The organism is Hymenobacter frigidus (genome assembly GCF_014640435.1).
GTDB classification, from domain to species: Bacteria; Bacteroidota; Bacteroidia; order Cytophagales; family Hymenobacteraceae; genus Hymenobacter; species Hymenobacter frigidus.
In genome coordinates this window covers 1-20,059 of record NZ_BMGY01000026.1, presented here as the reverse complement: position 1 = coordinate 20,059, position 20,059 = coordinate 1, and the positions used below count along the sequence as shown (strand labels likewise).

The window sequence follows — 20,059 nt, the reverse complement described above, 5'->3', positions numbered from 1 at the left end:
GAATGGAACAATGGGTGAGTAGCCCATTGAAAGGAAGCTTACCGAGCTGCTACGGGCGTGCGCTGATTATTAAACTGTTGTAAACCAGCCTGCAGGAAGGCGCTGAATTGCGCAGCGTCCGGCTCATAAGCAATGGGCGTAATCAAAGGCTGATTGGTTGCGTCATCGGGGTCGAGCAGCACATAGTAGGGCTGGGCGTTGAAGCCGTAGCGCGTTATCTGCAAATCGGCGTTTTGCTTGCCAAGCGTGGTTTTGACCTGGTTGTCGTGGGTAGAAGTATACCATTCCTTTTGCGGCAGCTCGGTTTTATCGTCCACGTACAGCGCCACTACTACATAGTTATTGCGCAGCTTATCCAGCACCAGCGGGTCATTCCATACGGTAGCCTCCATCTTGCGGCAATTGACGCAGGCGTGGCCCGTAAAGTCGATAAAAATGGGCTTGTGCTCCAGGCGAGCCACGCGCTTGGCCTGCTCCAGGTCGAAATAGCCGTCGAGGTTATGGGGCAGTTCCAGGAACTCACCGAAGCGCGGGATTTCGCGCGGCACCGCACTAGTTGAAGCAGCGGTGGCAACCGGCGAGCTACCGCCAATAGCAGTGGTGGCCAGCGAGAAATCGCGCTTGCTTTGGGGCGGCAGGTAACCGGCCAGCAGCGGCAGCGGCGCACCAAACAGGCCCGGCACCAAGTACACCGCAAAGGCGAACGCCAGCACGGCCATCAGCAAACGGCCCACGCTGAGGTGGTCGAGCGGCGAATCGTGCGAGAGGCGGAACTTACCCAGCAAGTAAAAGCCCAGCAGCGCCGACAACACCACCCAAAGCACAATGTACACGTCGCGGTTGAGCAGGTGCCAGTGGTAGGCCAGGTCGGCGGTGCTCAGGAACTTGAGGGCCAGCATCAACTCCACAAAGCCCAGCACCACTTTCACGGTATTGAGCCAGCCGCCGGAGCGGGGCAGGCTTTTCAGCCACGATGGGAAGATGGCAAACAGCGTGAACGGCAGCGCAAACGCCAACGAGAAACCCAGCATGCCCACGATGGGCTGAATGCGCTCGCCGCGGGCGGCCAGGCTCAAAATGCTGCCCACGATGGGCGCCGTGCACGAAAACGACACCACCACCAGCGTGAGGGCCATGAAGAAGATGCCCGCCCAGCCACCTTTGTCGGCCTGGGTATCCACGGTATTCACAATCTGGTGGGGCAGCGTGATTTCAAACAGCCCCAGAAAAGAAAGGCCAAACACGACGAATACCGCGAAGAAAATCAGGTTGGGCAGCCAATGCGTGGCAATGAGGTTGGGCCCGTCTTCGCCCAGCAGTACCGACACCAACACGCCCATCAGCACATAGATGGCAATGATGCTGGCACCGTACACCAGTGCCTTGAAAATACCCCGCTGGCGGCTATCGTTACCGCTGGTGAAGAGCGAAACCGTCATCGGCACCATCGGGAACACGCAGGGCGTGACCAGCGCAGCCAGCCCGAAGGTGAAGGCCAGCAGCGCGAAGGCCCATAAGCCGCCGGCTTTATTCACGGGGTCGGCATTCATCGCCACGCCGGCTACGGCCGGGGCTGGGGCTGCTTCGGCCTCGGTGGGGGCAGCGGCAGCCGGGGTTGTAGGCGCAGAAGCAACGGCCAACCGGGCCGCCGAATCGGTGGTTATAGCTGCGGGCTGGGCCGCCGTGGCGGGAGCCACAACCGGGGCCGACACGTCGGCAACTTTCGTTTCGGCAGTGGCGGGCGGCGCGGTACTGGTAGCCTTGGCTGGGGCAGCGGCACCAGTCACCGCCAGCGCCCCGAATTTCAGGGTTTCGCTGCCGGGCACGCACTTGCCGTCTACGGTGGTGCAGCTTTGGTAGTCGGCCGCGGCCGAAATGGTGAGCGGGCCGGGCTGCAGCACTTTAATGCGCTGGCGCATCTGGCCGGTTTTTTCCCAAAAGGCCACTTCGCCTTTAAAGACTTCGTCCTGCTCGTGGTGAGACTTAATGGCCTGCAGCTTACCAACCAGCGCATAAGCCGGATTGGGCGTGAACTTCAAGGTAAAAACAACAGGGCCCACCTCATCGCTAAAATCTGAGGCGTAGAGGTGCCACTTGTCATCGATGCGCGCATTTATAATTAGCTCTACCTCGTCGCCCACTTTGGCAGTGGGCCGGCTCAGGGCCGTGCTCAGGTGCGTGGGGGTCAGAATCTGGGCAGCTACGGGCCCAGTCAGGCCCAAAAGGAGCAGTAAGAAATTAATAATCCAGGAATTCTTCATTGACTTGTTACGATACTTCAGGCCTTGCTATTGCCAAGGTCTACTCTTGCTAACCGGAAACGGCAGGCCTTCGTTGCAGCCTACCAACCCGGCGCTACGGCCGGGTAGTCGACGGAAGCCGCATTAGCTTACACCCGCTTCCAACCACAAAATAAGGCTGTCCGGATGACAAACGGACGAGCCGAAAGTTCATCGCGCCAACTACCTGCGTCAAACTTGCGTACTTTTGGGCAACAAAGGCCTCCAGACCGACCGCGTCGCGGGGGCCGCCGACATGGGTTTAAAAATATTATTCACCGTTTTACTGGTTCTTGTAAACGGTTTTTTTGTGGCTGCCGAGTTCGCGCTGGTCAAAGTACGACTCTCGCAGATCGAGCTCAAAGCCAAGGAGGGCAATCGCCTGGCCCGCCTCACGCTCACCATGTTACAAGACCTGGAAGCCTACCTATCGGCTTCGCAGCTGGGCATCACGCTGGCCTCGCTGGGCCTGGGCTGGATTGGTGAAAGCGTGGTGGCGGCCATTATCCTGGCAGCCGTGCACGCCCTCAACCTGGACGTGACGGCCGAACTGGCCCACCAGATTGCACTGCCGGTATCGTTTGCTACCATCACGGTGCTGCACATCGTTATTGGCGAGCAGGCTCCCAAAATGCTGGCCATTCAGCGGCCCGAGGCCCTGAGTCTGGCGGTGGCCCTGCCGCTGCGCTTGTTCTACATCATCAGCTTCCCAGCCATTTGGGTGCTGAATAAGCTGTCGAACTTTGTGCTGCGCATGTTTGGTGTAAACCCCGGCCACGGCAACGAGGCCCACACTTCTGACGAGCTGCGCATGCTGCTGGACCAGAGTAAGGAGAGCGGCGAAATTCAGGATTCCGAACACGAGTTGATTGAAAATGTGTTTCAGTTCAACGACCGCATGGTGAAGCAGATAATGGTGCCCCGCACCAAACTGTCGGCCCTGGACGTGCACGCGCCCGTGGAGCAGATTCTGGACGTCATCTTCGCCGAAGGCTTCTCGCGCATGCCGGTGTACGAGGGCAACATCGACAACATTGTGGGCGTGCTCAATGTGAAGGACCTGCTGCCCATCATCCGGCGCGGCGAGGCCGTGGAGCTGGCCCGCATCATGCGGCCGCCCTACTTCGTGCCCGAAACCAAGAAAATAAACCGCTTGCTGCGCCAGTTCCAGCGCAAGCACATTGTGATGGCCGTGGTGAGCGACGAATTCGGCGGCGTGTCGGGCATCGTCACCATCGAGGACATTATGGAGGAGCTGGTGGGCGAAATCCAGGACGAGTACGACAACGAAGTGCCGGTGGTAGAAAAAGTGGCCGAGGACGAGTACCGCGTAAATCCTGCCACGCCCATCTCCGACGCCAACGAGTACCTCCCCTTCCCCCTGCCCGAGGGTGAGGACTACGAAACGGTGGGCGGCCTGCTCAACGTCATCTACGGCAGCATTCCGGAAGTGGGCGATGTTGCCGTGCTCGACCCCTACGAATTCCGCGTGCTGCAACGCTCGCGCCGCGCCGTGGAGCTGGTGCAGCTGCGCGTGACTACAGCCGCCGAACGTGAGGCCCCGCGTGGGGAAATGGGCGGCGAGGTGTAGTTAGTTAAAAGGTGGGAGTTAAAAGTTAAAAAGGCCCGCTTGACGACTCAAGCGGGCCTTCTTAACTTTCAACTCCCACCTTTTAACTTTTAAACCAACTGGCGTAAGTCTGGTAGTTGGCCGCCGTGCGCTTCAGTCCTGCGCGCTGCTCCTCCGTCACTGGCTTAATCTTTTTGGCGGGTACCCCGGCATACAAAAAGCCCGGCTCGCACACAAAATTTTCCAGCACCACGGCCCCGGCCGCGATGATGCAGCCCGTGCCCACCACGGCGTGGTCCATCACGATGGCCCCCATGCCGATGAGCACATCATCCGCCACCGTGCAGCCGTGTACCAGTGCCCGGTGCCCAATGCTGACGCGGCTGCCGATGCTCAGCGGCGCTTTTTGGTAGGTGCAGTGCAGTACCGCACCGTCCTGAATGTTGGTTTCGTCGCCGATACGGATGCGGTGCACATCGCCGCGAATCACGGCCGTGAACCAGACGGTGCATTTGGAACCCAGCACCACATCGCCCACGATGGTAGCATTATCAGCAATGAAGCAGTCGGCGGGAATAGTGGGCGAAATGCCGTGAACGGGAAGGATGAGGGCGGGCATATTTTACAATGAGCAATGAGCAATGAGCAATGAGCAATGAGCAAAAGAACGTCATGCTGAGCTTGTCGAAGCATCTCTACCGCTTCGTTGAGTCCATTGAATTACTTGCGCGGTCGAGATGCTTCGACAAGCTCAGCATGACGTTCTGTTTTATATTTCTTTACGCCCGCAGCAGGCGCTTCCACGTCCCCTTTTCCCAATTATACTTGAGCGTACTCGGCAGGGCCTGCCAGAAATACTTACTGGTTTCCACCGCGAAGCTGGGCTGCATGTAGCAGTTGATGGTGCAGCCTTCGCAGGCGGGCAGGCGACCTTCGAGCGCGGCTAAGCGCTGGGTTTCGGGTGCGTGGTAGAGGTCGAATAACTTGCCTTCAATGGGGAATTTCTGCTCGCCGAGGTGGTAGCAGGGCAGCACCAGCTCGTTGCTGGGCGAGATGACCAGCGTGGTGCTGGCGGCCCGGCACACGGGCGCAGCCACGTGGTTGCCACCGTCGCGCCGCAGCCCGATGAAGGCTTCGTTCAGGTAGACGCCCTTGCGCTTGCCAAAGGCGGAGAGGTAGTCCAGCTCCTCGGCCGTAAGCTGCTCGCCGGTTTCCACGTCGCCGTACTCAAAAGCGGGATTTAGGATGAGCACGAGGCCATTGGGCTGGGTAATGTCGCGGTACACGGCCTCCAGGTCCGCCAGGTTTTTGCGGAAGACGGTGAAGAGAATATCCGGCCGCTCGCCCAGTTCCTTGGCCACGCGAATGCTTTCGAGCACGAAATCGTAGCAGGCCACACCACGGCCCAGGTCGTGGGTGTCGCGGTCGGCCGAGTCGAGCGAGAAGTGCAGCATATCGACCTTGCCGCGCAGCTTTTCGGCGTTTTTGGGGTACAGTAGGCCGTTGGTCGTAACCGTAGTAATGAAGCCCAAATCGCGGGCCAGCCCCAGAAACTCGGGCAGCTGACGGTGCAGCAGCGGCTCGCCACCCGTGAAGTCAATCACCGACACGCCCAGGCGCTTGAGGTCGCGCAGGTTGCTGGCCACGTCCTCCAGCGTGATGTAGGGCGATGGCTTTTCCCAGATATCACAAAACGCACACTTCGCATTGCAGCGGTACGTGACGTAGTAATTGCAGAGGACTGGGTGCTTGACGAGGCGCATTGGCGTAAAGGTACGGCCCCTGGAACGTCATGCTGAGCGCAGTCGAAGCATCTCTACTGCACAAGTAATCTCATTTACTGTTGCGGTAGAGATGCTTCGACTGCGCTCAGCATGACCCGCCCCTAATGCGGTAGCTGGCCCCACGCGGCCGGGTCCCACTGCGTTGGCGTGGCGGCCAAGGCGTCGGCTGTAGCCTCACCGTAATGCTCCTGGTAATAATTGCAAAACCCTTTGAGTGGGCAGCGGGCGCAGTTTGGCTTCAAAAAAAAGCAGATTTGCTGCCCGTGCCAGTAGTTGTGCTTGTGGAAATTGAACAGCGTCTCGGCATCGGCTGGCAGCAGAGCCAGCAGTACGCTGTGCGCCTTTTCTACCGACACTTTTGGGCCCAAAAAGCCCACCCGTTGCGCCACGCGGTGCACGTGGGTATCAACGGGTAGCACCACCTTTTGGTAATTAAAAAGCAGGAGCAGCGAAGCCGTTTTCAGGCCGATGCCGGGCATGTCGGTGAGCCAAGCCATGCCTTTTTCCAGTGGCCAGTCAGCCAGAAAGTCCAAGTCGAATGGCCCACCGGTTTCGGCCTGAATGCGACGCAGGATTTCCTGAATGCGCGGGGCCTGCGTATCGGGCCAGCGCGTGGTGCGAATGGCGTGGGCCAGGTCGGCGGTGGGGGCGGCCAGCACACCGGGCCAGTCGCCGAAAGCCTCCAGCATCCGGTCGTAGGCCAGTTCCTCATCGGCGTGGGTGGTGCGGTGCGAGAGGACGGTAGAAATCAGCTCGCGCATGGGCCTGCGGCGCGGTTCGGGCGGCAGGTGGCCGTAGAAATAGTCCAGAATCTGGTGGTCGGCCCAGGCTTTTTCAACGGCGGGCGTGGCGTAGGTGGCGTCGGGTGCGGGCATGGCCGGTTGTACCGGTTGGCACGGGGCAAGGTTGCCCGAAATAAATAACCCAACTGGTCCGGGCACAAAAAAGCCGACGACCACAACAGGTCGCCGGCTTTTCAATCAACTACTTCCGCTTTGGACGCGGGAGCGAGTTCTTACAATTGGCCGCGCTTGGCAGCTTTCTGCATCTTCTCGTTGGCGAAGATGGCTACCTCTACGCGGCGGTTGGCGGCTTTGCCGGACGCCGAGGTGTTGTCGGACACGGGCTGGGTCGAGCCGTAGCCCGTAGCCGTGACGCGGCCGGAATCCACGCCCTGGCCCTGAATCTCGTTCGACACGGCCTGAGCACGACGCTCGGAGAGGGGCTGGTTGATGGCGTCCGAACCCGAGCTGTCGGTGTGGCCTTCAACTACCACGTTGGTATCGGCGTATTTTTTCACCGTAGCAGCCAGCTGGTCGATGTTGCCAGCAGCTTCCGGCGTGAGGCTCGACGAGTTGGTGCCGAACAGGATGCCCGAAGCGAAGGTAATTTTGATGCCTTCGCCCACGCGCTCTACTTTGGCACCTTCCAGGTCGCGGCGCAATTCAGCGGCCTGTTTGTCCATTCTGCGGCCGATGAGGGCTCCACCGGCACCGCCTACCACGGCTCCGATGATGGCACCTTTGGCGGTGCCCGACTTACCACCAATCAGGCGGCCAGCCACGCCACCGACTACGGCACCACCCAAGCCGCCAATCAGGCCACCTTTGAGGGTTTTGCTCATTTTGCCTTTAGGCCGACCAGTTGAAACGGTGGAAGTTTGGGCCTGGGCGAAAGTATTTACCAACAGCAGCAGCGCCAACAGAAAGGTCAGGGACGAACGAAAAATTTTCATGTTAAAAAAAGGGTTTTGATAAAAAATGCCTATTAGAAGCCGTTACGTACGCAACGGGCCGGCAAGTACGCCATTTGCAACCACCTTGCCAAACTATTTGGGTTCAACGCACCTCCCTGCCCGACCAAACCTAGCCGGCACCAGCCAAAAGTCAAAAAACGGCCCTGCCGGATGGGCAAGGCCGTTTCAGTGGTCTCACAAGCTCAGTAATGAGCCAGCACTACTTTCTTTTATTCCGGTACGCGTTATAACGGGCGGGGTCTCTCTTCTTGTCTCTTTTGCGCCCAATCAGGCCACCGCCCACAACACCCACCGCGCCGCCGATAATAGCACCCTTACCGCCGCCAATCACGGCTCCCGTCACGGCCCCGGCACCACCCCCGATGGCGGCACCTTTAGCCTTGTTGCTCCAACCCTTCCTGGGAGTTTGTGCCTGGACAGTAGAGCCGGCCAGAACGAAGAACATCAATAGAAAGGCGAATGCTACGCTGGAAAATTTCATGGGAAATACAGTTAAAATGATGGGGAAAATATCAGGATTTCAACGCAGGCACAACAACCAGGGTTACTAATCAAAGCCGAAACAATAGCCGAATCAGCCCTTATCCACTCGGTGGCGAGCACAAAAAAGGCCGCCCTTGCAGGCGGCCTTTTCATCACCGGCACCAATCAGGCCCCGGTCTCTGGCTTACAGCGTGCCTTTCTCAGCAGCTTTTTTCATTTTTTCGTTCGCGTAAATGGCGATTTCTACGCGGCGGTTAGCTTGCTTGCCTTCAACACTCGAATTATCACCTATGGGCTGGGTCGAGCCGTAACCTTGAGTGGTGACGCGGCTCGACGACACGCCCTTGGCGATGGTCGAAGTAGCCACGGCCTGGGCACGGCGCTCGGAGAGGGGCTGGTTGATGGCATCCGAACCCGAGTTATCGGTGTGGCCTTCCACTAGCACGTTGGTGTCGGGGTATTTCTGCAGAATAGCCGCCATTTTGGTGATGTCCGTTTCTGAAGCAGCGCGCAACGTGGCCGAGTTCGTATCGAAGAGAATGCCCGAGTCGAAGGTGATTTTGATGCCTTCGCCCACGCGCTCCACTTTGGCGTTCTGCATATCTTTCTGGAGGTCAGCGGCCTGCTTGTCCATTTTGCGGCCGATAATGGCACCCGTGGTACCGCCAGCGGCGGCTCCCACGATTGCGCCAATGGCGGTACCACGCCCCCCGCCAATTATACGGCCCAGAATAGCACCGGCCGCCGCGCCGGTACCGGCACCAATCAAGCCGCCTTTGGCGGTTTTGCTCATGCCGGTTTTGCGGGCACCGGAGCCGTTGTTAGTCGAGAGGTCGGGTTGAGTGCTGCTGCCTTGCTGCGAGGTGACGCAGGAACTGAACAGCAGTACGAAAGCCATCAGCACAGAAAGAAGGGATTTGGAGGTATTCATGTAAAAGGGTGTTTGGTGAAGGTATTTGGGGCCGTATACGGAAAAAACCCGCTCCGGTATAAGAAGCAGGTTTCCAATAAGTGTGCCGAAAGCAAAAAACTGCATTTGCAAACTTTTAGTGCACTTTCGTGGAAGTGCGGCGGGCCGCATTGGGCTCGGCGGCAACCGGTGCGGGCTGCAGCATGCCCAACAAGTCGGCCAGGCGCTGCTTAAGCTCGCGCCGGTCCACGATAAAGTCGAGGAAGCCGTGCTCCAGCACAAATTCGGCGCTCTGAAAGCCCTTGGGCAAGTCCTTGCCAATGGTTTCCTTGATGACGCGCGGGCCGGCAAAACCGATAAGCGCACCAGGCTCGGCAATATTAAAGTCGCCCAACATGGCAAACGAAGCCGTGACGCCGCCCGTGGTCGGGTCAGTCAGCAGCGACACATAGGGCACGCCGGCTTCGGAAAGCAGCGCCAGCTTGGCCGAGGTTTTGGCCATCTGCATCAGCGAGTAGCCAGCTTCCATCATGCGGGCCCCACCGGAGCGCGAAATCATGAGGAACGGGGTGCGGTTCTGGCGGGCGTAGTCGATGGCGCGGGCGATTTTCTCACCCACCACCGAGCCCATTGAGCCCCCGATAAACTTGAAATCCATGGCTGCCACCACCAGCGGCTGGCCGGCGCTCAGGCCGTGGCCGGTGCGCACGGCGTCTTTCAGGCCGGTGTTGCGCTCGGTGGCCACCACCCGCTGTGGGTAAGCTTTGGTGTCGACGAAGCGCAGCGGGTCGCCGGAAGTCAGGTTGGCATCCAGCTCCGTGAATTCGCCCTTATCAAACAGAAACTCGAAGTAGTCAGCCGCGTCGATGCGGCCGTGGTGGTTGCAGTTGCCGCACACGTGCAGCAGGCGCTTGTGCTCGGCCATGGTAGCCACCGTTTTGCACTCCGGGCACTTGTGCCAGAGACCGTCGGGGGTCTCTTTTTTCTGGTCGGTGGGGGTGACGATGCCCTTTTCTACGCGCTTGAACCAGGCCATATTTTCTGTAAACTAGTAGCTTTTAGCGGGTAGCCAGCAGCTTTTATATTGAGGAGGAGCCGCAAGCTTCGGGCTTGCCGTGGCTGAGTAAAACCGGGCGTCAAAGATAAGTCATAACTCATGCTGCCGCGCGCTGCCTTGCAGGCCGCCGTTTCAGCCCTAAGCCAACGTAATCCGGCTATCGAGGTACACGTCCTGAATGGCATTGAGCAGCTCCACGCCCTCGGCAAACGGCCGCTGGAAGGCTTTGCGGCCCGAAATCAGGCCCTGGCCACCCGCGCGCTTGTTGATGATGGCCGTGCGCAGGGCCTCTTCGCGGTCGGTAGCGCCCCGGCTTTCGCCACCCGAGTTGATGAGCCCGATGCGGCCGGCGTAGCAATTCAGCACCTGGTAGCGGGTGAGGTCGATGGGGTGGTCGGTGCTGAGCTGGTCGTACATGGCCGGGAAGGTTTTGCCGAACTTCAGGGCCGGGAAGCCGCCGTTGTTTTCGGGCAGCTTCTGCTTGATGATGTCGGCCCCCATGGTCACACCCAGGTGGTTGGCCTGGCCGGTGAGGTCGGCGGCAACATGAAAGTCCTTATCGTTGGTTTTGAAGGAGTTGTTGCGGATGTAGCACCAGAGCACGGTGGCCATGCCCAGCGCGTGCGCTTCCTCGAAGGCCGCGGATATTTCCTGAATCTGGCGGTTGCTTTCGCTCGAGCCGAAGTACACGGTGGCCCCCACGGCGGTAGCGCCCATGTCCCAGGCCTGCCGCACCGAGCCGAACAGAATCTGGTCGTACTTATTGGGGAAGGTCATCAGCTCATTGTGGTTGATTTTGACCAGAAACGGAATTTTGTGGGCGTATTTGCGGGCCACCGTACCAAAGGTACCGAAGGTGGTAGCCACCGCGTTGCAGCCCCCTTCCACGGCCAGGCGCAGGATATTTTCGGGGTCGAAATACATCGGATTCGGCCCAAACGAGGCCCCGGCCGTGTGCTCGATGCCCTGGTCGACGGGCAGGATGCTGAGGTAGCCCGTGCCGCTCAGCCGGCCGTGGTTGTAGATGGCTCCGAGGCTGCGCAGCACTTGCGGCGTGCGGCTACCGGGCACGAAGCAGCGGTCCATAAAATCGGGGCCGGGGGCGTGAATCAGCTCCCGGCCCACGCGGGCCTGGTAGGTGAGCAACGCTTCGTTTTCAGGGCTGAGGACGAGAGTGGAGGCCATTAATCTTGAGCGAATTAAGGTGGATTTCAGCGGGCAGTACCCCGCTTAGGGAGTAAGGCAAATATAGGTTGAAAACCTAAGCCTAACCGGGATTTTACCCGGCTGGCTGCGCGCCAGGCGCTACCTTGCCGGGCCAACGCGGCCGGGCAGTCCGGCACGCCGACGGCTTGGTATCTTGCCTATTTCGATTGTGAAAATCCCCTTCTCCCCTGCCCTGCTGGCCCTCTCGCTGTTGGCCGCCCCGGTCCTCAACAGCTGTGTCACCGCCAAGAAATACGATGACCTCAGCGCCCGCCAAAAGGCCGATGCCGAAGGCAAAGCCGCCGTGGAGCGCCAGTACCGCGGGGCCACCGCCGAGCTGCAAAAGGCCTCCGATGAGCTGGCCCAGCTCCGCCTCACCCAAAAGCGCCTCGTGACCGACTCGGCCGAAACCGGCTCGGCCTACCGCAAAACCCGCAGCCTCTACAACGAGCTGAACAACAGCTACGACAAGCTGCTCAAGAACAGTGACCGGGAGCTGGCCAATAAGTCCTCGGACTACAACAAAGTAGCCAAAGACCTGGCCCGCCGCGAGGCCGAACTAGGCGAGCTGGAAACCACGCTTCAAAAAAGCAAAGCCGCCAACGACCGCCTCGCCGCCGACCTGAAAACTCGCGAAGTGCGCCTCACCGAGCTCACCAAAGCCCTGGCCGACAAGGACCAGGCCGTGGCCGACCTGAAAGCCCGCGTGAGCAAGGCCCTGCTCAACTTCAACAGCAGCGACCTGCAGGTGAAGCTGAAGGATGGCAAGGTCTACGTGTCGCTCTCCGAGCAGCTGCTGTTCAAATCGGGTTCAACCAAAGTGGACCCCAAAGGCCAGGAAGCCCTGAAAACGCTGGCTACCGTGCTCCAGGAACAGAAGGACGTGAACGTGGTGGTGGAAGGCCACACCGACAACGTGCCCATTCTGCGCGGCACCGCCGGCCTCGCCGACAACTGGGACCTGAGCGCCCTGCGCGCCACCGAAATTGCCCGCCTGCTCACCACGGCGGGCGTTTCGCCGGAGCGCGTCACGGCCTCGGGACGTGGCCAGTACGTGCCGGTAGCCCCCAACGACTCGCCCCAGAACAAGGCCATGAACCGCCGCACCGAAATCATTCTTACCCCCAAGCTCGACGAGCTGTTTCAGATTCTGGGCGGCAACTCGGTGGGCGGCAAGTAAATGCCCGGCCAATGCGCTGGCGGACTGGCCGGAGTTTAAACGTAACGACAACTCTGACCATTAGCATTGACACAAAAATGCCCCCAGCATGGCTGCTGGGGGCGTTTTTGTGTTAAAAAAACCAACCGTGCTACAGCGTGTAATTCAGGCGCACGAAGTAGAAGGCCCCGTTGAAACCAAACTGGTTGGGGTTGTAGAGGGTGCGGCCCCGGTTGGTGTTGTCGAGGTTGGAAGCGTAGGCGGTGTTGTCGCCGTTGATGGCGGGGCTGTTGCTGGGGTCCACGCTGAAATTGGTGGCGCTGTTGCGGGGGTTTACGCGGTACTTGTCGGGGTAGACGTTGAAGATGTTGTTGGCCCCAACGGCGATGCCCAGCGGTTTGAGGAGTTGGAAATTGACAGTGGCATCAGTCACCCATTTGGCTCCGAAGGTCTGGTCGATGTCCGAAAACCGAACGGGTTTGGTCACGGCGATGGATGTGACTGCGCCGGCCGAGTTTCTTACTTCGGGCGTGGGCGTGGGATTGAGGCGGGCGTCGTAGAAGCGAACCTCGCCGAAGCGCACGGTGCGGAGCTGGAGGCCGAACTTGCCAATGGTGTAGCCACCGCTGAGCACGATTTTGGAATTGGGCTGGGCGCTTTCGAGGCGGCCGCGCTGCTGACGGTCAAAGAAGGTGTTCCGCAGGCCCTCATCGGCCACGAGGGTGCTGGGCACGTTCACGCTCGTGACGATGGTTTCGGTGAAGTTGGCCGCAGCCGTCAGCGTCAGGCTGCCTTTGGCCCCGAGGGTAAGGCGCTCGTTGACGACTACGTCGAGGCCGCGGGTACGGGTGTTCACGGCGTTGGCGAAGAACTGCACGATGCCGGCCCCGTTGCCGGCGCGGGTGAGGCCGGCGTTGGTGAGGATGGTTTCGACGGTGGCATTGGTGAAGCGGTTGAACTGCGTCGAAAGCACGATGCGGTCTTTCAGGTCAATTTGGTAGGCATCGACGGTGAAGGTGAGGGTGCGGGCAATGCGCCCGGCCAAACCAACGCTGTAGTTGATGGACGTTTCCTGCTTGAGCGAGCCCACGCCGAAGGCCGCCACAATCGGGTTTTCGTTGCTGGCGGTGAGCACGGTTTGCGGTACGCCCTGCACAAACTGGGTGCTGGTGCTGGTGAAATAGCGCTGCTGCAGCGACGGGGCCCGGAAGCCGTTGCTGATGGCCCCGCGCACGGCCAGGTTGTCGAGGATGCTGAAGCGGGCCGAGGCCTTACCGCTGATGTTGCTGCCGAAATCGGAGTAGTTTTCGGCGCGGCCAGCCAGACCCACCAGCAGCCGTGAGCCAATGTCGCTTTCCAAATCGAGGTAGCCGGCCACGTTGGTGCGCGAGCGGTTGAGGACATCGGTGGGCTGGTAGCCCGGAAACACCTGCGCCCCGGCGGCGGCCAGGCCCGTGCTGGTGGGCCCGGTATTCACGCGGCGGCTGGTGCCGCTGCCGGGCAGCCCCAGCGAGTACGAAGTGGGTTCGCCGGCGGCAATCTGAAAGTTATCGGACCGGAACTCGCCCCCAAACGCCACGTTGAGCGTGGTCAGCGGCCCCACGTCGCTGAGCTTGCGGACGAAGCCCAGGGTGGTCGAGTTCTGACTGGCGAAGAGCTGGCCGCCGTAGAAGCTGCGCTGCCCGGAGCCAGCCGGCAGACTGGCGTTGAGCGAGTTCGTGACGCGATAGTCGAGGCTGTTGAGACCGTAGGTGTTGGCCAAATCAAAGTCAAACCCGGCCACTTTACCGCGCACCCCAGCGATGAGCGAACGGTCGTTAATAGTGGGCTCGATGAAGGGCAGGAAGCCGTTGGGGTACATCAGGCTGTCGTTCTGAGCACTGTAGCGGCCTGGCAGGCGGGCAAAGCCGGCAGCCTTGCCGTCGCGCTGCGTGATGCCGCCGGCCAGATAAGCTTCGAAGCCCGGAGCCAGGTCGAAGCCGCCGTTGAGGAAGAAGCCGTAGTTGCGCGAGTCGGAGTTGCCGAAGCGCAGGTTGCGGCGGTCGTAGCCGGCGGCAGCGGCGCGGGCATCGTCGCGGGCCTTAAGGGCCTGGCGCAGGGCCGGGGTGTTGGCCGTGCCGGGGTAGTTGCCGCCGTTGTCGCCGAAGTAGAGCAGTGGGGCCGTATCCTCGCCGCTGCGGTTGGTGTAGCCACGGTTTACGTACTGGCCGCTCAGGTTGATAAAGCCGCGCCCGCCCAGGCCGAAGCCCACGTTGGCATCGGCCTGAAACACGTGGCCGTCGCTCTCCACCGTCTGGCCGGCGGTGGTGCTCACGTTCACGCCGGTGGTGTCGTCTTTGAGCTGAATATTAATCACGCCCGCGATGGCATCGGAGCCGTACTGGGCGGCGGCTCCGTCGCGCAGCACCTCGATGCGCTTGATGGCGGCGGCCGGAATAACGTTGAGGTCGGTACCCACCGAGCCGCGGCCCACGGTGCCGTTCACGTTCACGAGCGAAGAGGCGTGGCGGCGCTTGCCGTTCACGAGTACCAGCACCTGGTCGGGGCCGAGGCCGCGCAGGCTGGCGGGGTCAATGTGGTCGGTGCCGTCGGAGATGGTTTGGCGGGCCGACTGAAACGAGGGGGCTACGAAGCTGAGCACCTGGGCCACGTCAGTTTGGGCAAAGGCCTTGATTTCGCGGGCCGAAATCACATCCACCGGGGCCGTAGTGAGGATGTTGGAGCGGCCCTCGGTGGCGCGGGAGCCGGTCACGACGACCTCGGTGAGGTCCTGGGCGGCGGCCACGAGGCGCACATCAAGGCTGGTGCGCCCATTGAGGGAAATCTGCTGGGTGGCGAAGCCGATGGCCTGCACCGTAATGGTCGCCGCCGGGGCCACCGTGAGCGTGAACTCGCCGGTGCTGCCCGTGCTGGTGCCGTTGCTGGTGCCCCGTTCCAGCACCGTCGAACCGGGTAGGGCCTCGCCCGCCGCGCCCAGCACCCGGCCGGTCACGGTTATTTTTTGGGCCTGGGCCGCAAGGCCAACCAGCAGGAGTACCAAGAGCAGTAAGAGGTTTTTCATACAGGAAAAAATTTGGTAAAAAAATATAGGTAAGCAAACGAGAGGAGCCCAGGCGGCCTCAAACAGCCTTATCACGGGGCCAACGGCTTGGCAAAGAAGTGCAGAAGCGTGAAACAGGCCACTTTTCTGAAAAATACAATACAAATACCCAGCTTAGTATATTTCATTTTTGAGCAGCCGGCACCGAGCTGGTTATTTCCTCATTCCATTTGGTTTCGTATCCGGCTACATGGGGCGAAACGCGGCTTTTTCGCCGACCTCCGGCTGGTACCCTACTAATAGCGACGGCGCCCACAAGCAGCTGCGCCCTCACAAACAGACAGGCTGACCAGATTCTATAAAAAGCGGGCTTTAGCCAATGAGTTAGACTGGAAATCGGCGGCAGCGACGCCCGCTTACTCCACGCCGAGCCGATAAGGATGCGGCGGCCGTCGATTTAGCGCATCACGGTGGGGGCCCCAGCCAGATGGCACACCGGGCCTTGACGGGCGCAGCCAAGGTATCGGCATCGCCCTGGAATGCCAAGTCGCGATTTGGGCTCCCGGTCTTCCTTGCCCATCAGAAGCGCTTCATCAGCGGGCCGTAGCCTGGCGGTGGGCTGAATCTAGCAAGAATAGCATTTTGATACTACTTGCCCTTGTAAGCAGCTTGCAGCCGCACAGCCAGCCCCAATGCTTGACCAATGCCCCAAAGTAGGCACTTCGGGGCATTCAGGATATCAACAAGGGCCAACCTACGGCTAAAAATCAGCTTTCACGCCCAGCGCCAAGGTCAGGAGCTGGCCGAAGCGTAAGCCGCCGTTGCGGTTAGTGAGGTAACTGGCTAAATACAAGTCGTTGCTGCCCAGCTCATAATAAAATGACAGCTTACGGGGCTGCCCGGTGGCGGCCACTGGCGCGGCCAGGTAGGTGACGCGCCCACCAACCAGCGGGCCGTAGCGGGTATCGGTTGAAAACCAGTAGTAGTCGCTCGAATACTGCCCCTTCAGCTCGTCGTTGAGGGTGCCGTGGGTGTAGCTGAAATACGCGCCCACCGTGAGCGGCAGCACCTGCACTTTCTCCGCTACCCGCAGGCGGAAGGGCGAATACATGAACTTCAGCGAAGCTAGCGTGAGCGCGGAACCAGCGTAGCGCCTGGGCACGTAGCCGATGAGAATGTCCGTTTCGAGGCGGTTTTTGCTGAACTGGTAGCCGGCCCCAGCGGCCACCATACCCAGGCCGCCACCGGTTTGCAGGGCCAGGTGGGTAGGCCGGTACCAGGGGCGCTCCGAACGGGCAGCGCGGGGGAGCGCAGTAGCCGCCGTATCGGGTGGGGTGGCGGCGTGGGAGCCCCCGGCAGCCAGCAAAAGGGCGGGTAGTAGGTGCGTTTTCATCAGAATTTTACCCGTTTGATGCGAAACTGGCGGTTGCCCCACACCGTGACCACCATGTAGTGACGCTGCGAAAAAGCGTCGGAATTGACGTAGGTCACGCCGTCGTTGTAGGGCTGCGTGATGCTGTAGCCGTGGTTGTGGCCGTTCATTTCGAATACCAGGCCCGGGGCGTCGCGCAGGGCCTGCACGTAGGGCGCACGCAGGGCGGGGTCGAAGTCGTCGTTGGTGGGTGGCACGTGGGAAATAACCACTTGGCGGCGGGCCCCGTCGAGATTAGTAAGCTGAGGTTTCAGCCAACCCATGTTAGGCGCCGAGCCGTCGAAACTATACTCGCGGCCGTTGGTATCGAGCAGCGTAAACTTGGTGTCGCCGTACACAAACGAATAATCCAGCGCACCGTAGATGTGCTGGTAGGCCTCACGGCCATTGCCCACCAAATCGTGGTTGCCGATGACCGTGACGTAGGGCACGGACAGGCGGCGCAGCTTTTCATCAACCCAGCGCATTTCGCGGGCCAGGCCGAAGTCGGAAATATCGCCGGCCACCACCAGAAATGCCACGCCCGGCTGCTGGTTTACGCTGGCCACCAAGGCTTCGGCCTCGTCGTAGAATTGCTGCGAATCGCCGGTGAAGACGAAGCGTAAGGTATCGCCGGCGGGCAGCGGGCGGGCCGCCAGCTTGGCCAGATTCTTCTCAGTAAGGTTGGTGAATTCTTCGGGTACGCGGTGGTCGTTGGGGCTGAATTCGAGCAAGTCGCAGCCGACGAGGCCCACCAGCGCCACTAACGGGACCACCCGGCCCCACCCACGCAAAGCAGATAATGATAACATACAATTTTAGCCAGCTCGGTGCTGGCAACCTAAACAGAAACGAAACAGGATTATGCCTTAAACAGGATTTGTGAATAATGAGTTGAGAATTAATTCTGCCTCAATTCGGCATAGTTGAGGTTTTCTCAGGCTCATTACCGGTGCGACAGCCACCTGAAGTCGACGGCCCCAAAGCTTTTTTTCCATACCGCTTGGGCAGCAAAGCTTGCACAACGGGCGGGGCCAGCCGGCCCACTGCGGCATCGGCGGGCGTCAGGAAGCGCAGCAGCTCCAGCAGCAGCCCACCCAGCGCCGGAAAGGGCGTTAAGGCATCGTTGGGCACTTTTCGCATGCGATTTTACACGGTTTTTCAGCAATGACGTGCTTCCGCTCCGACACGGTCACTGGCTTGCCCGGATGCCAGCTCACAAGTTACCAGGTCGATTTCAGCGCGACGTCCAGCTTGGTCATGACGCCGAACCGCACATTGCCCCGAGCGTAGCGCAGCGTTGCCCGGGGAATGGCGCGGGCCACTTTTTCTACCATTCGAAAAGCAGTCTTAGCGGGCATCATTTCGATGCTCCGAAACTCGGCGGGGTACGCCACGCCGCTCCCGTATGCCTCGATAACATACGTGCCGGTAAGTTTCCAGTCGGAGCCCACCCGAATAGCCCGAATCTTCATGTCGCCGGGCAAATAAGCCGCTGGCAGCTCCACCTTGGTTGTGACCAAGCCCAGGGCACGGTCCATCGTATCCAGCGAAAAGCCCTCCCGCTGCAAATGATGCACCAGGCAGTCCAGCACCGAGTCGGGCGGTGCAGTGGTGCGCGCCAGCACAATGTTGGCCCGGCTGAATGGCTGGTCACTAATCGTCGGATTCGGCTGATAGAAAGGCCGGACCGGGCGCGCTACGCCCAGCCCACTGCCAATCATCACGCAGCTGACAAGCAAAGTCAGCCTTCTCATTACCCGATGGCCTGAGCCAAATCCTCAATCAGGTCCTCGGCGTCCTCGATGCCCACGCTCAGGCGGATGAGCGAGTCGCTCAGGCCCGACTTGCGGCGCTGCTCGGCCGGAATGCTGGCGTGCGTCATGGTGGCGGGGTGGCCGCTGAGGCTCTCCACGCCACCCAGGCTTTCGGCCAGAGTGAAGTACTGGAATTTCTCGAGTACGGCGATGGCATCTTCCTGCTTATCGCCCTTGAGCACGAAGGAAATCATGCCGCCGAAGTCGCGCATCTGCCTGGCTGCCACGGCGTGGTTGGGGTGGTTCTCGAAACCGGGCCAGTACACTTTCTCCACTTTGGGGTGCTGGCGCAGGTATTCGGCCACGGCGCGGCCGTTTTCGCAGTGCCGCTGCATGCGGATGTGCAGCGTTTTGAGGCCGCGCAGCACCAGGAAGCAGTCCTGGGGGCCGGGCGTGCCACCGCAGGCATTCTGGTAGAAACTCAGCCGTTCGTGCAGCTGGTCGTCGTTCACCACGAGCGCACCCATCACGGTATCGGAGTGGCCGGCCATGTATTTGGTGAGCGAGTACATCACGATGTCCGCGCCCAAATCCATCGGAGTTTGTAGGTAGGGCGTGCTGAAGGTGTTGTCCACGGCCAGCAGCGCCCCAGCCTCTTTGGCCACGGCGGCGGCGGCCGCAATGTCGATGATGTTCAGCAGCGGGTTGGTGGGGGTTTCCACCCAAATCAGCTTGGTTTTGGGGCTCACCACGGCGCGCACGGCCTCCATGTCGTGCATGGGCACAAAGTGGAATTTGATACCCAGCGGCTCGTACACTTTCGTGAACAGGCGGTAGGTACCGCCGTAAAGGTCGTTGGTCGAAATCACTTCGTCGCCGGGCTGCAGCAGCTTCACCACGCAGTCGATAGCGGCCATGCCCGAGGCAAACGCCAGGCCGTGCTTGCCGTTGTCGAGGGCGGCCACGGCATCCTGCAGCTGCGTGCGGGTGGGGTTGTGGGTGCGCGAGTACTCGAAGCCTTTGTTCTGGCCGGGCGAGGTTTGCACGTAGGTCGAAGTCTGATAGATAGGCGTCATGATGGCCCCGGTGGCGGGGTCCGGGTGCACGCCGGCATGAATGGCTTTGGTCGCGAATTTCATAAAAATCGAGGTGGTAATTAGGGGATAACCAACGCCAGCCGCGGGCGGAGCTCCGTGCGTTGGGCCGGCAAGTTACGGACGCCGGCTAAGGCAAAGCCCAAACGCTGGACGAAGGTTATTCCCACCATTCCCAATAATTCTACCCCAATCCCAACGGAATAGTCGCCTACAGACCAGATGGCCCGGTAACGGACAAGAGCTGTCCAAAGCAGGCATATTTGCCCGGGCGCTGAAATTCCGGCGGCTGGGCCTGCCAAGCATGCCCGCAACCAGAACCGCCAGGAAACTGCTTTTCGGCGTGGCCGCGCAAGAATCCTCGGTGCTGGGCAGCCATCGGGCCGGGGCCGGCGTAAAGACTGAGTTCGGTGGGGTTTTCCCACCTGGGCTTACCAGTGCCAACCCCGCCCCTACCTTCGCGGCCTATGAAATTCTTGCGCGAGCTTTTACATGAACTGTGTTAAAAATTAAGGGGTGAGGGTGAGTTTTGAGCTAAAATCAGCTTGATAGG

Annotated in this window: 17 protein-coding genes; 2 read left to right on the top strand and 15 right to left on the bottom strand. The window is 60.4% G+C overall.

Translation table 11 applies throughout. The features are described 5' to 3' along the window. Positions 1–38: 38 nt before the first annotated feature. A complete protein-coding gene (locus IEW17_RS13650) occupies positions 39–2,222 on the bottom strand; it encodes a protein-disulfide reductase DsbD family protein (RefSeq protein ID WP_229749001.1) in 2,184 nt (727 codons plus the stop codon). Positions 2,223–2,535: 313 nt separating this feature from the next. On the opposite strand from IEW17_RS13650, the gene IEW17_RS13645 reads away from it, so the two are divergent. After that, a complete protein-coding gene (locus IEW17_RS13645; protein WP_188562645.1) occupies positions 2,536–3,870 on the top strand; it encodes a hemolysin family protein in 1,335 nt (444 codons plus the stop codon). 82 nt (positions 3,871–3,952) lie between these two features. Here IEW17_RS13645 and IEW17_RS13640 read toward each other — a convergent pair whose 3' ends face one another. The 8 genes from IEW17_RS13640 to IEW17_RS13605 form a co-directional block, all read right to left on the bottom strand. Further along, positions 3,953–4,468 carry a gamma carbonic anhydrase family protein gene (locus IEW17_RS13640; protein ID WP_188562605.1) on the bottom strand — a complete coding sequence of 172 codons (516 nt, stop codon included), beginning with the start codon at positions 4,466–4,468 and terminating at the stop codon, positions 3,953–3,955. A gap of 160 nt (positions 4,469–4,628) precedes the next feature. Beyond that, positions 4,629–5,612 carry a radical SAM protein gene (locus IEW17_RS13635; protein WP_188562604.1) on the bottom strand — a complete coding sequence of 328 codons (984 nt, stop codon included), beginning with the start codon at positions 5,610–5,612 and terminating at the stop codon, positions 4,629–4,631. Between the two features lie 122 nt (positions 5,613–5,734). Further along, positions 5,735–6,508 carry an endonuclease III domain-containing protein gene (locus tag IEW17_RS13630; protein WP_188562603.1) on the bottom strand — a complete coding sequence of 258 codons (774 nt, stop codon included), beginning with the start codon at positions 6,506–6,508 and terminating at the stop codon, positions 5,735–5,737. 140 nt (positions 6,509–6,648) lie between these two features. Then, positions 6,649–7,368 carry a YiaD family glycine zipper/OmpA-like lipoprotein gene (locus IEW17_RS13625; RefSeq protein WP_188562602.1) on the bottom strand — a complete coding sequence of 240 codons (720 nt, stop codon included), beginning with the start codon at positions 7,366–7,368 and terminating at the stop codon, positions 6,649–6,651. A gap of 220 nt (positions 7,369–7,588) precedes the next feature. Beyond that, a complete protein-coding gene (locus IEW17_RS13620; protein WP_188562601.1) occupies positions 7,589–7,870 on the bottom strand; it encodes a YMGG-like glycine zipper-containing protein in 282 nt (93 codons plus the stop codon). Between the two features lie 186 nt (positions 7,871–8,056). After that, complete coding sequence (locus tag IEW17_RS13615; protein ID WP_188562600.1) at positions 8,057–8,803, bottom strand: YiaD family glycine zipper/OmpA-like lipoprotein; 747 nt, start codon at positions 8,801–8,803, stop codon at positions 8,057–8,059. A 115-nt stretch (positions 8,804–8,918) separates the two neighbouring features. Further along, complete coding sequence (accD, locus tag IEW17_RS13610; RefSeq protein ID WP_188562599.1) at positions 8,919–9,818, bottom strand: acetyl-CoA carboxylase, carboxyltransferase subunit beta; 900 nt, start codon at positions 9,816–9,818, stop codon at positions 8,919–8,921. Between the two features lie 159 nt (positions 9,819–9,977). Beyond that, positions 9,978–11,024, bottom strand: a complete 1,047-nt coding sequence (locus IEW17_RS13605; protein WP_188562598.1) for a class I fructose-bisphosphate aldolase — start codon at positions 11,022–11,024, stop codon at positions 9,978–9,980. A gap of 190 nt (positions 11,025–11,214) precedes the next feature. On the opposite strand from IEW17_RS13605, the gene IEW17_RS13600 reads away from it, so the two are divergent. Then, on the top strand, positions 11,215–12,225 hold the full coding sequence (locus tag IEW17_RS13600; RefSeq protein ID WP_229749000.1) for an OmpA/MotB family protein: 1,011 nt from the start codon (positions 11,215–11,217) through the stop codon (positions 12,223–12,225). Positions 12,226–12,355: 130 nt separating this feature from the next. Here the strand turns inward: IEW17_RS13600 and IEW17_RS13595 are convergent, their stop codons facing one another. The 6 genes from IEW17_RS13595 to IEW17_RS13570 all read right to left on the bottom strand — a co-directional run bounded on the left by IEW17_RS13595 (position 12,356) and on the right by IEW17_RS13570 (position 19,551). Further along, positions 12,356–15,265, bottom strand: a complete 2,910-nt coding sequence (locus IEW17_RS13595; RefSeq protein ID WP_188562597.1) for a TonB-dependent receptor — start codon at positions 15,263–15,265, stop codon at positions 12,356–12,358. Positions 15,266–16,004: 739 nt separating this feature from the next. After that, entirely contained in the window at positions 16,005–16,637 is a 633-nt protein-coding gene (locus tag IEW17_RS13590; RefSeq protein ID WP_188562596.1) for a hypothetical protein, read from the bottom strand. Then, the gene (locus IEW17_RS13585; RefSeq protein ID WP_188562595.1) at positions 16,637–17,467 is read right to left on the bottom strand and encodes a metallophosphoesterase family protein; all 831 of its coding nucleotides are present in this window, start codon (positions 17,465–17,467) and stop codon (positions 16,637–16,639) included. The genes IEW17_RS13590 and IEW17_RS13585 overlap by 1 nt, the downstream gene beginning before the upstream one ends. A gap of 100 nt (positions 17,468–17,567) precedes the next feature. Continuing rightward, positions 17,568–17,798 (bottom strand): hypothetical protein, encoded by a 231-nt coding sequence (locus IEW17_RS13580; RefSeq protein ID WP_188562594.1) that lies wholly within the window; start codon positions 17,796–17,798, stop codon positions 17,568–17,570. Between the two features lie 80 nt (positions 17,799–17,878). After that, complete coding sequence (locus IEW17_RS13575; RefSeq protein WP_188562593.1) at positions 17,879–18,412, bottom strand: hypothetical protein; 534 nt, start codon at positions 18,410–18,412, stop codon at positions 17,879–17,881. Then, entirely contained in the window at positions 18,412–19,551 is a 1,140-nt protein-coding gene (locus IEW17_RS13570) for a cystathionine gamma-synthase (protein WP_188562592.1), read from the bottom strand. Before IEW17_RS13570 ends, IEW17_RS13575 begins: the two co-directional genes overlap by 1 nt. Positions 19,552–20,059: the final 508 nt, after the last annotated feature.